The organism is Massilia sp. Mn16-1_5 (assembly GCF_004798585.1).
In the GTDB taxonomy this organism is placed as follows: Bacteria; Pseudomonadota; Gammaproteobacteria; order Burkholderiales; family Burkholderiaceae_D; genus Telluria.
In genome coordinates this window covers 49,443-61,057 of record NZ_PPXQ01000024.1, presented here as the reverse complement: position 1 = coordinate 61,057, position 11,615 = coordinate 49,443, and the positions used below count along the sequence as shown (strand labels likewise).

The following is an 11,615-nucleotide window of genomic DNA, read 5'->3' as shown; positions in this document are numbered from 1 at the left end:
GGACCCGCCGTGCGACGCGGACGCGGCGCTGGGGCGTCTGCGCGCACGTCTCGACGCCCCCGAGCGCCCGCCCGCACGGCCTGCCGCCGCCAATGACCCTCGCTGGCTGCGCCGCGCCGTCCTGGCGCAGTGCGGCGTGATCGTCCTGCTGGCGGCATTGCTGGCCTGGCGCGGCGACGGGACCGATGCGTATCGCGGCCTGGGCGCGGCGCCGGCGGTGCAGGGCCAGGCGGTGGTCGTGTTCCGCCCCGAGACGACGGAACGCGAACTGCGCCGCATCGTGCAGGCCAGCGGGGCGCGCATCGTGGACGGACCGACCGTGACCGACGCCTGGGGGCTAACCCTGCCGCGGGACGACGCGGCCCGCCTGCTGGCGCGGCTGCGCGCCGAGCCGGCCGTGCTGCTGGCCGAACCGCTCGGCGCCGAAGGCCGGCCGTGATCCGCATCGTCCTGGCCGCGCTGGCGCTGTGGGCACTGCTGGGCGCGAGCGCCTGCCGTGCCGCCGAGGACGCTCCGGCGGCGACGCGCGAAGCCCAGCCTTCGCGCCAGGTGCTGGTCATGCTGCGCCTGCCGCCGCAGCACTTCCGGCCCGACAGCGCCTATGGCGGCGGCTATACAGGCGACGCCGCGCGCGCCGCGCGCCGGCGCCTGGCCGCGGAACTGGCCGGCAGCCACGGCCTGAAACTGGTCCACGCCTGGCCGATGCCGGCCATCGGCGTCGACTGCTTCGTGATGGAAGAGGCGGGCGGCGGCCCGGTCGAGCGCGCCCTGGCGGCGCTGGCGCAGGACCCGCGCGTGCTGTGGGCGCAGCCGGTCAGCCTGTACGAGGGCATGAACGCGGGCATGGATGCGGCCGACCCGCTGTACCCCGTGCAGCCGGCCGGGCGCGACTGGCAGCTGGCCGCCCTGCACCGCGCCAGCACCGGCCGCAAGGTGGCGGTGGCCGTGATCGACAGCGCCGTCGACCCGGCCCATCCGGACCTGGCAGGCCAGGTGGCGCTGCACGAGAACTTCGTCGACGCCGCGCCCGAGGCGCCGGAAGCGCACGGCACGGCGGTGGCCGGCATCATCGCCGCGCGCGCCGGCAACGGCGTCGGGATCGCCGGCGTCGCGCCCCAGGCCAGGCTGATGGCCTTGCGCGCCTGCTGGGAAAGCCCGGGTGCGCCGGTGCGCTGCAACAGTTTTACACTGGGACGGGCGATCAATTATGCACTGATGCACGACGCGAAGATCATCAACCTGAGCCTGAGCGGGCCGCCTGACCGGCTGCTCCAGGCCTTGTTGGACGCGGCGCTGGCGCGCGGCGTCGCGGTCGTGGCGGCGTCCGATCCGCGCCGGGCCGACGGCGGCTTCCCGGCATCGCATCCCGGTGTGATCGCGGTGACGCAATCCGGCGGCGCCGTCGCGCCGCCGGGTACGCTGCGTGCGCCGGGCGCCGACGTACCGACTTGCCTCCCTGGTGCGCGCTGGGGCCTGGTAACGGGGTCCTCGTATGCGGCGGCGCATGTCTCGGGCCTGGCGGCCTTGCTGGCCGAGCTGCGGCCCGCCATCACGCCGGCCCAGCTGCGCAGCGGCCTGGGCGAGGAAGAGGGGACACACCGCTCCGCACGGACGCTTGCCCTGCAAGCCGGACAAGCTGGTAGCATAGGCGCATGCGCAGTCCTCGGGCGCGCCGCCGGAGCCTGCGTTTGCCTATGTCACCCGACCGCCGCAACGACCGCCGAACACTCTCCCTAGCCCTTGCGGGCCTCGTTCTTCCTGTCGCCCTGTACGCCCCCGGCGGCGCGCAGGCACAGACCAGCATCACCCTCGGCCTCGTTTCCGAATACAGCCTGCGCGGCCTGTCGCTGAGCGACGGCCGCCCGGCGCCGCAACTGCGCATCGACCACGATACCGACAGCGGCTGGTACGGAGGTGCCTTCGTTTCGCGCATGGCCCTGCGTGCCAGTCCCGCAACGGCGCTGGCGATCGGCTATGCCGGCTACGCGCGGCGCCTGCCGTCCGGCTGGAGCTGGGACGCCGGCGTCAAGCGCGCCGTCTTCCTGCGCGACGCCCGCAACAGCTACGTCGAGGCGTATGCCGGCATCAGTCATGATGACGCCGGCGCCAGGCTGTCGCTGTCGCCTGCGTATTACGGCGCCGGCCGCAGCGCCTACTTCGAACTGAACGGCGTCCAGCCGCTCGGCGAACGCTGGCGCCTGAGCGGCCATGCCGGCCTGCTGCACTGGCTGAGCGGCTACGGCGCCGCCGCGCGCAATCGCATCGACCTGCGCGCCGCCATTGCCACCGACATCGGCGACGCCAGCATCGAGATCGGTGTGCAGGCGCGCCAACGCGACCCGGGCCTGCGGGCCGCACGCGCCCGTGCGCTGTTCGCCGGCGCCAGCCTGGGTTTCTGAGCAGCGTCCGATTTTCCGCCATCTCCTTGAACCACGCCGCGCCGGGCGGGTATGAACGGGACCTCACCTTCCCGACTCGATCACGCAAGGAGCAGCCATGAGCATCCCCTTCAAAGCGGCCGCCTGGTGCAGGGCCGCCATGACCGGCGCCGTCCTGGCCGCCGGCATCGTTGCCTGCGGCGGCGGCGGCGACGACGACCCCGCGCCGCCGCCCGTGGTCACGCCGCCGGTCGCCACCAGCGCCTATACCACGAGCGTGCTGGTAGCCGACACCGCGCCCGCTGCCCACGTCGATCCGAACCTGGTCAATGCCTGGGGCATCGCCTTCAACCCGACCGGCTTCGTCTGGGTCAACAACCAGGGCAGCTCGACCTCGACCCTGTACGACGGCACCGGCGTACCCCAGACCCTGGTGGTCGCAATCCCGGCCGGCAGCGCAGGTCCCGCCAAGCCGACCGGCATCGTGTTCAACGCCAGCACCGACTTCAAGGTGACCCAGAACGGTGTCACCGGCGCCAGCCCCTTCATCTTCGTGGGCGAGGCGGGTACCGTCTCCGGCTGGTCGCCGACGGTGAACCGCACCAACGCCGTGACGGTCGTCGACACCGGCGGCGCATCAAGCTACAAGGGACTGGCGATCGCCAGCGCGAACGGCGCGAACTTCATCTATGCGACCGACTTCCGCAACAGCCGGATCGACGTCTACGACGCCAACTTCCAGAAAGTGACGCTGCCCGGCGGCGGCTTTACCGATCCGAACCTGCCTTCGGGCTATGCGCCCTTTGGCATCCAGGCCGCCGGCAATCGCATCTACGTCGCTTATGCCCAGCGCAACGCGGCCGGCACGGAAGAAGTGAAGGGCGCCGGCTTGGGGCTGATCGACGCCTACGATACGAGCGGCGCGTTCGTGGCACGCATCGCCACCGGCGGCGCCCTGAACGCGCCCTGGGGCATGGCGATCGCACCCGCCGCCTTCGGCGATTTCAGCAACAGCCTGCTGGTGGCAAACTTCGGCGACGGCAAGATCAATGCGTACAACCCGACGACCGGCGCGCTGATGGGTACGCTCAGCCGCGCGGACAAGTCGCCGATCGTCATCGATGGCCTGTGGGGCATCGCCTTCGGCAACGGCGTGCAGCAGCAACCCACCACGAGCCTGTTCTACACGGCCGGGCCGGCCAACGAGACCCACGGCCAGTACGGCAAGATCGAATTGCAATAAGGGCGCTGGCGCTTTGGCGCGCGCCGCGGGTCCCCTCCGCGGCGCGCGCCTTTTTGCGTCTGCGCGGATAATGATGTGCGGCACAGACGGCAAAAACGTACCATAATAGTAATGATGCAATCCGCGCATCGACTGCCAACTCACACTACATGCCCACCAAATCCGCAGCCAAGGCCGAGCCGGCCTACGAAGTGAAGAAGTCTCCCGTCCACGGCAACGGCGTCTTCGCCCGGCGCCACATCGATGCAGGCGAACGCATCATCGAATACCGCGGCGAACGCATCACCTGGGACGAGGCGACCCAGCGCGCCGAGGACCGCGGCGGCCCGATCAACCACACCTTCTACTTCAGCCTGCACGACGGCCGCGTCATCGACGGCGGCCGGCGCGGCAACGAAGCGCGCTGGATCAACCATGCCTGCACGCCCAACTGCGAAGCCTACGAGGACGAGGGCCGGGTCTACATTCACGCCCTGCACCCGATCGAGCCTGGACAGGAACTGAATTACAATTACGCGCTCATCTATGACGAGCGCCACACGCCGGCCCTGAAAAAGCTGTTCGCATGCCGCTGCGGCACGCCCGGCTGCACGGGGACCATGCTGGCGCCCAAGAAACGCCAAAAGAAAAAGGCGTAAAGGAATACTTCATGAAGCCCATCGTCCGCAGCCTGCTGGAAACCGATCTCTACAAATTCACGATGTGGCAAGCCCTGCTGCACCGGCATCCGAACGCGCATGGCGAGTACGAGTTCCTGTGCCGGAACCAGCCCGAATACCCGCTGGCCGAGCTGAAGGACGAAGTCGAGCGCGAACTCGACCACCTGTGCGAGATGCTGTTCACGGAAGAGGAGATCGCCTATCTGCGCGGGCTGCGCTTCATCAAGAGCGATTTCGCCGACTTCCTCACGGTGTTCCGCTTCCAGCGCAAGTTCATCACGGTGGAGACCGACGGCCCGCACCTGCGCATCCGCGCCACCGGTCCGATCGTGCACGTGATGGGCTTCGAAATCTATGTGCTCTACATCGTCAACGAGCTGTACTTCCGGCGTTTCGATCAACAGGCCGCGATCGAGGAGGCGCGCAAGCGCCTGGCGCTGAAGGTCGAGCAGTTCCGCGCTTTTGACGCGGAACCGAAGCGCGCCCACCCGTTCGAGTTCTTCGATTTCGGCGTGCGCCGCCGTTTCTCGGGCGAGTGGCAGGACGAAGTCGTGTCGACGCTGGCGCGCGAGCTGCCGCAGTTCTTCAAGGGTACCTCGAACGTGCACCTGGCGCGCAAGTACAACCTGGTGCCGATCGGGACCATGGCGCACGAATACATGCAGGCCTTCCAGGCCTTCCCGGTGCGCCTGCGCGACTTCCAGAAGGCGGCGCTCGAGGACTGGGTCCAGGAATACCGTGGCGACCTCGGCACCGCCTTGACCGACGTGGTCGGCATGGACGCCTTCCTCGCCGACTTCGACCTGTATTTCGCCAAGCTGTTCGACGGCCTGCGCCACGATTCGGGCGATCCGACCGAGTGGGGAGAAAAGGCGCTGGCGCACTACGCCAGGCTGCGCATCGACGCACGCACCAAGCGCCTCGTGTTTTCCGATGCGCTGACGGTGCCCAAGGCCCTGGCCCTCTACCGCCATTTCGCCGACCGCACCCAGACTGGCTTCGGCATCGGCACCCAGCTCACCAACGATACGCCCTATAAAGCGCTGAACATCGTCATGAAGCTGACCCGCTGTAACAACCAGCCGGTGGCGAAGTTGTCGGATACGCCGGGCAAGTCGATGTGCACCGACGAGACCTTCATGGCCTACCTGCGCCAGGTGTTCCAGCACACGGGTTCGTAGGATGGACGGGGATTCCGTCCACCCTACTACTCATTTGCCCTGCGACTGCAGCTTCCACAGCTCGGTCGGCAGGGCGGGCGGCGCGTCCGGATTGAAGAAGGCCGAATCCTGGATGTGCGAGCTGGTCACATACACCGTGCCGTCGGGGCCCTGGCTGAAGGTATCCGGCCAGCGCAGGCGCTGGTCCTGGACCAGCGTCTGGATCGGCGCGCCCGGACCCTGGTCGAGGTCGCGCATCCGGATTGCATTCTCTTCCACGCTGGTGAGCAGCATGCGGTTCGTGCCGCGCGGGATCAGCAGGCCGTCGTTGACGCCGTTGGTGCCGTAGTTCTCGACCGAGCTGGACAGGTCCTCGCCGCGCATGCCGGCGCCGCGCAGCAGTTCCGTCTTGATGCGGTACAGGGTGTCGCCCTTGATCGCCTGCCAGTACAGGTACTGGCCGTCGCCCGAGAGTTCGATGCCGTCGGCCGAGAACTCGACGCCGCGTCCGTCCGGGCGGCGCAGCACCTTGCCGTCGGCTTTGACATCGAGCCCTTTCTTCATCTGGGTGGACGCATCGCCGTCGAGCACGCGTGCCGCCTTGCCGCTCGCGATCTCCACCACCAGCAGCGCCCCTTGCACGCCCGAGTCGGTGATGTAGGCGAAGTCGCCCTCGGGCGAAAAGCGCACGTCGTTCAGGTAGGAGCCTTGCGGCGCCGTGTCTTCGCCGAAGGCGATGGTCTGCTTGACGCTGTTGCTGGCCAGGTCGATGCGCACCAGCTTCGGTCCGCCATCGACCACGTGGCTTTGCGCCGGGGCGGCCGGATCGAGCACCCACAAGCTGCCGCGGCCATCGGCGACGACGCTCTGCACGCAGACCCAGTGATCCTCGGGCGACACCTCGTCCTTGCGCGCGTTGCGCCAGCTGTTCCACTCCTCGCTTGGGTAGGGCTTGACGCTGCCGTCGGCCAGCAGCTCGGCCACGGACACCGCCGTGTCCTCGGTCCAGCGCGGGAAGTTGACGAAGATGCGATTGTCTTCGGATACGGTGACGCCGGTCACCTGGTGCTCGAAGCGGGCCACGCGCTCGATGCTGCAGCGGCCTTCCTGGAAATCGATGGTGTGTTTATCTGTCATGGAGCTCTTTCGAGTGGTTGAGTAGGGTCAGGCCGCCTTTTTCTGGGCGGCGGATGCGGTTTCGGCTTCGTGCGCGAGGCGTTGCTGCAACATGGCCAGCACGGCCGCTTCCTCGGGCTGCAGGGCGTGCAGGTCCTCGACCAGCTCCTGTTCGGTGCGCTCGCGCATGGCTTCGATCACGGCGCCTTCCATATAGGCGTCGAGCACGGCCGGGTGCACATAGCACTTGCGGCAGACCGAGGGCGTGTTGCCGAGCTTTTGCGCCACCGATTCGATGGCGCGCACGACGTTCTTCTTGGCCTGGGTTTCGGAATCGAACTTCTCGAATTCCTGCAGGGCCAGCGCCGCCAGCACCGTCCCCGACCAGGTACGGAAGTCCTTGGCCGTGTAGTCCTCGCCGGTGATCGAACGCAGGTAATCGTTGACGTCCGAGGAATCGATGCTGCGGGTCTCACCGTCCTCGTCCACGTACTGGAACAGTTCCTGGCCCGGCAGGTCGCGTGTGCTGCGGATGATGCGCGCCAGGCGCCGGTCGTGTACGTGGATCTTGTGGTACACGCCGCTTTTACCGCGGAACTTGAATTCGACGTCGCTGCCGTCGACCTTCACGTGGCGGTTGCGCAGCGTCGTCAGGCCGAAGGATTTATTGGTGCGCGCATACTCCTCGTTCCCCACCCGCATCATCGTCGCCTCGAGCAGGTAGACGATGGTCGCCAGCATCTTTTCGCGCGGCAGGCCGGGCAGCTTGAGAGCGCGGTCGACCTCAAGCCGGATGGCGGGCAGGGCCTTGCCGAAATTGATCATGCGCTCGTACTTTACTTCGTCGCGCACGCTGCGCCATTTCGGGTGGTAGCGGTATTGCTTGCGTCCACGCGCGTCGCGTCCGGTGGCCTGCAGGTGGCCGTTCGCCTGGGGACAGATCCACACTTCGGTCCAGGCCGGGGGAATGGCGAGCGACTTGATGCGTTTCAGTGTCGGCTCGTCGTCGATGAGTTCGCCTTTCGCGGAAAAATAGTCGAAGCCTTCCTTGGCCGGCTCGCGCCGGATGCCGGGCCGGTCGTCGTGGACATAGCGCAGGCCGGCGGCCTTGGCGGCGGCGGGCGGGGCGCTGAGCGGGGCCGCATCTGGCGGCGTCTGGACGTCGAGGGTCATGATGGAGGCTCGCAGTGGAAACGCAAAGTGGAAACAGGCCCGGCCGATCTTACGCTTCTCCCGGGCGCGCACCGTTCGGGAGCTAACGCAGGCGCACGGCCGGGCGTGACATTCTCCGCCTGCGATTTAACGTTCCCCAGTGCACCGGAATCGGATAAGATGCCTGCTGACGTGTTGTTTCATTGTTCATTTTCTTCCCCCGGCCCCTCCTGACGATGGTTCCAGCAGCGCTCTACGAAGCAGTCTTCAATGCCTCTCCGACAGGGCACTATTTATTGTCGCCTACGCTTGATGCAGTCATCCTCGCGGTCAACGACGCCTTCTTGAACGCCTCCGGACGCACGCGCGAGGAGCTGGTCGGCACCAGCCTGTTCGTCGCCTTTCCGCGCAACGCCGACGATCCGAACGATACCGGCGAAGATGATCTGCGCCGGTCGTTCGCCCGTGTCATCGCAAGCGGGCAGGTCGATACCTTGCCGGGAATCCGTTACCCGATCCGTGTCGTACTGCCTTCGGGCGAGGTGCGTTTCGAAGAGCGCTTCTGGAATGCGGTCAGCACGCCGATCTTCGGCCCCGACGGGCAGCTGGTCTGCATCTCGCACAGCACCAGCGACGTTACGGCCATGGTGCGGGCGGAGGTGGCCAGGAGCGAGAGCGAAAAACGTTTTCGGGCGCTCGTGAGCGCCAGCGCGGAAGTCGTGTACCGCATGAGCCCGGACTGGACCGAACTGCACCAGCTCGAAGGGCGTGGCTTCCTGCAGGACACGAGCGATCCGCGCCGCCTCTGGATCGACGACTACGTTCCGCCCGAGGACCATGCCCTGGTCCACGAGGCGATCGAGCGGGCGATGCGCACGAAGACCGTCTACGAGCTGGAGCATCGCGTGCGCCGGCTCGACGGCAGCTACGGCTGGGCCTTTTCGCGCGCCGTGCCGATGCTCGACCCGGCGGGCGAGATCTACGAATGGATCGGCGCCGCCAGCGACATCACCGCCCGCAAGGAAGCCGAAGAAAGGCTGCGCGAGTCGAGCCGGCGCAAGGACGAGTTCCTGGCGATGCTGGCGCACGAGCTGAGAAATCCCCTGGCGCCGATCAGCGCCGCGGCGCAACTGCTGCAGGCGCCGCGGCTCGACACCGGCCGGGTGCAGCACAGCAGCCAGATCATCAGCCGCCAGGTGCGCCATATGACGGCCCTGATCGACGACCTGCTCGACGTCTCGCGCGTTTCGCGCGGCCTGGTCGAGCTGGACAACGCGCCGCTCGACATCCGCGGCATCGCCACCAACGCCGTGGAACAGGCCATGCCGCCGATCCAGGCGCGGCGCCATGCGCTGAAGCTGCGCCTGCCGCCCGGGACGGTCATGGTGATGGGCGACGAAAAGCGCCTGGTGCAGGTGATCGTCAATATCCTGAACAACGCCGCCAAGTACACGCCCGAGGGCGGCCACATCGACCTCGATGTCGCCGTCGATGGGCAGGACGTGGTCATCGCGGTCGAGGATGACGGCATCGGCATGGAGCCGGACCTGGCAGCGCGCGCCTTCGACCTGTTCACCCAGGCGCGGCGCAGCTCGGACCGCGCCTCGGGTGGCCTCGGGCTCGGGCTGGCGCTGGTGCGCAGCCTGGTCGAGCTGCACCATGGCTCGGTCACCTGCGGCAGCGCGGGCATCGGCAAGGGCAGCCGTTTCACGGTGCGCCTGCCGCGCCTGGCCATGGAAGAGGGCGCAGATACGCGCGACGCCGGCCAGCCGGGCGCGCCACCGGCGCCGGTGGAGCCGCTGCGCGTGATGGTGGTGGACGACAACGTCGATGCGGCGGCCATGCTGGCCATGCTGCTCGAAGCCTCGGGCCACCGGGTGGCGGTCGAACACGACCCGCTGCGGGCCCTGGCGCGCAGCCGCGAGGAGGCGGCCGACGTGTTCCTGCTCGATATCGGCCTGCCCGGCATCGACGGCAACGAACTGGCGCGGCGCCTGCGGGCCCAGCCGGAGACGGCGGACGCGCTGCTGGTCGCCGTCACCGGCTACGGCCAGGAGAACGACCGCAAGGCGACACTGGCCGCCGGCTTCGATCACCACCTGGTCAAGCCGGTCGATCTCGAAGCGCTGGCAGCGATCCTGGCGGACGCGGTGCGTTAATCCTTATCCGTAGCGGGCTTCGACGAGATCGATCTCGCGCAGCAGCTTGCGCGCGATTTCGTCCGAGAGTTCACGCCCGTGCACCAGCGCCAGGATCGCCTTGCGCTCGGCCTGCAGGGCGGCGAGGCGGTATTCGCGCTCGGCCTGCTCGGCCACCCGCACCCGCGACGGGTCGTACAGGCCGCCCACGCCGAGCCGGTGCTCGTACACGCCGCGCACGTGGTCGATGGCGCTGGCGTGGACGTCGGCATCCTCCTGGTGCTCGGCGTGCAGGTGTGCCGCCTTGTCGATGGCATTGATCGCGGCCACGGCGGCGTCGTGGCGCGCGCGGTCTTCCTGCGACAGTTCGGCCGATTCCTCCGGCACTTGCAGGTTGCGCAGCACGCGCGGCAGGCCGACGCTGGCCACCAGCAGCGAGACGATGATCACGGCGCTGGCGTAGAAGATGGCGAGGTCGCGGCCCTGGAAGGGCGTGCCATTCGGCAGCGCGAGGGGCAGGGTCAGCACGCCGGCCATCGTGATCGCACCGCGCACGCCGGCCAGCGAGGTCGCCACCACGAGCCGGAAGTTAGGCTGATAGACCTGGCGCCCGTGGCGGCGCGCCTTCAGGATGGTGAGCCTGAGCGAGACCCACACCCAGCTAAGGCGCAGCAGGATCAGCCCGAGGCTGATCAGGAGCGCGGTGCCGAGCAGCGACCATTCCGTCATGTGCTCGTCGAGGCGGGCGTCGTGCAGGGCGCGGGCGACGATCTCCGGCAGCTGCTCGCCCAGCAGCACGAACATCACGCCGTTCAGGGAGAACTGCACCGTGTCCCAGACCACGGCGCGGCGCACGCGTGTGGTGGCGAGGGCCCGTCCGGAGAGTTCGACATAGCTCATCGAGACGCCGGCCGCCACCGCGGCCAGGATGCCGGAGGCGTGCAGGTGTTCTGCCGCGAGGTAGGCGCCGAAGGGAATCAGGAGGTTGACCAGGATCGGCGATCCGGGCTCCTCGCCCAGGCGCTGGCCGGCCACGCGCTGCACAAAAGCGACGCCCACGGTGATCGCGACGCCGCAGGCGATACCGGCCAGCGCGACCCAGAGGAAGGTCAGCGAGGCGTCGGCCAGCGAGAAGGCGCCGGTCATGGCGGCGGCCACGGCGAAGCGGAAGCACACCAGGCCGGTGGCGTCGTTCAGCAGGGACTCGCCTTCCAGGATGTGCATCAGGCGGTGCGGGATGGGAACGCGCGCGGCGATCGAGGACACGGCCACCGGATCGGTCGGCGCCACGATCGCGGCCAGCGCAAAGGCGACCGGCAGCGGCATGGTCGGCACCAGCCAGTGGATCAGGAAGCCGGCGCCGAGCACCGTAAAGACGACCAGGCCGAGCGCCAGCTCGAGGATCGTGCCCTTGTCGCGGAACAGGCCGACTTTCGGGATGCGCCAGCCATCGAGGAAGAGCAGGGGCGGCAGGAACAGCAGGAAGAAGATCTCGGGATCGAGCGCCACGCCATGGCCGAACACCCCGGAAATCACGGCGCCGAGGGCGATCTGCACCAGCGGCAGCGGCACCGCGAAGGGCAGCAGGCGCACCAGGTAACCGCTGCCGATCACCGCCAGCAGCATTGCGAGGACGACGCCTACCGATTCCATTCATTCTCCTTCATGTCGAAGCGGCATGATACGGGAATGTGGGCAGGAGCGTCGGACGTGGGTATGCATCGGTACGTCCGTGCGGGCATGCCCGCCCTACGTTACGCCACCGCTCC

General features: G+C 68.2%; 9 protein-coding genes and 1 pseudogene. 7 read left to right on the top strand and 3 right to left on the bottom strand.

All coding sequences use genetic code 11. The features are described 5' to 3' along the window. The 6 genes and pseudogenes from C2862_RS25405 to pncB form a co-directional block, all read left to right on the top strand. Positions 1–439 (top strand): annotated as a pseudogene (locus C2862_RS25405) (hypothetical protein); the annotation flags it as partial. After that, positions 436–1,737 carry a S8 family serine peptidase gene (locus tag C2862_RS22555; protein ID WP_136222884.1) on the top strand — a complete coding sequence of 434 codons (1,302 nt, stop codon included), beginning with the start codon at positions 436–438 and terminating at the stop codon, positions 1,735–1,737. The pseudogene C2862_RS25405 and the gene C2862_RS22555, both read left to right, overlap by 4 nt. Further along, entirely contained in the window at positions 1,695–2,399 is a 705-nt protein-coding gene (locus C2862_RS22550) for a TorF family putative porin (RefSeq protein ID WP_168710148.1), read from the top strand. Before C2862_RS22555 ends, C2862_RS22550 begins: the two co-directional genes overlap by 43 nt. Positions 2,400–2,496: 97 nt before the next feature. Then, positions 2,497–3,621, top strand: coding sequence for a TIGR03118 family protein (locus C2862_RS22545; RefSeq protein ID WP_136222880.1), 1,125 nt, complete (start codon positions 2,497–2,499; stop codon positions 3,619–3,621). A gap of 149 nt (positions 3,622–3,770) precedes the next feature. Continuing rightward, entirely contained in the window at positions 3,771–4,259 is a 489-nt protein-coding gene (locus tag C2862_RS22540; RefSeq protein WP_136222878.1) for an SET domain-containing protein, read from the top strand. A gap of 11 nt (positions 4,260–4,270) precedes the next feature. Beyond that, complete coding sequence (pncB, locus tag C2862_RS22535) at positions 4,271–5,461, top strand: nicotinate phosphoribosyltransferase (protein WP_136222876.1); 1,191 nt, start codon at positions 4,271–4,273, stop codon at positions 5,459–5,461. Positions 5,462–5,491: 30 nt separating this feature from the next. Here the strand turns inward: pncB and C2862_RS22530 are convergent, their stop codons facing one another. After that, positions 5,492–6,577: an L-dopachrome tautomerase-related protein gene (locus tag C2862_RS22530; RefSeq protein ID WP_136222874.1), complete on the bottom strand. Its 1,086-nt coding sequence runs from the start codon at positions 6,575–6,577 to the stop codon at positions 5,492–5,494. A 27-nt stretch (positions 6,578–6,604) separates the two neighbouring features. Continuing rightward, positions 6,605–7,729 carry a DNA topoisomerase IB gene (locus C2862_RS22525; protein WP_136222872.1) on the bottom strand — a complete coding sequence of 375 codons (1,125 nt, stop codon included), beginning with the start codon at positions 7,727–7,729 and terminating at the stop codon, positions 6,605–6,607. Between the two features lie 215 nt (positions 7,730–7,944). On the opposite strand from C2862_RS22525, the gene C2862_RS22520 reads away from it, so the two are divergent. Continuing rightward, positions 7,945–9,867: an ATP-binding protein gene (locus tag C2862_RS22520; protein ID WP_136222870.1), complete on the top strand. Its 1,923-nt coding sequence runs from the start codon at positions 7,945–7,947 to the stop codon at positions 9,865–9,867. Positions 9,868–9,870: 3 nt separating this feature from the next. Here C2862_RS22520 and C2862_RS22515 read toward each other — a convergent pair whose 3' ends face one another. Next, a complete protein-coding gene (locus C2862_RS22515; RefSeq protein ID WP_136222868.1) occupies positions 9,871–11,499 on the bottom strand; it encodes a Na+/H+ antiporter in 1,629 nt (542 codons plus the stop codon). Positions 11,500–11,615 lie beyond the last annotated feature (116 nt).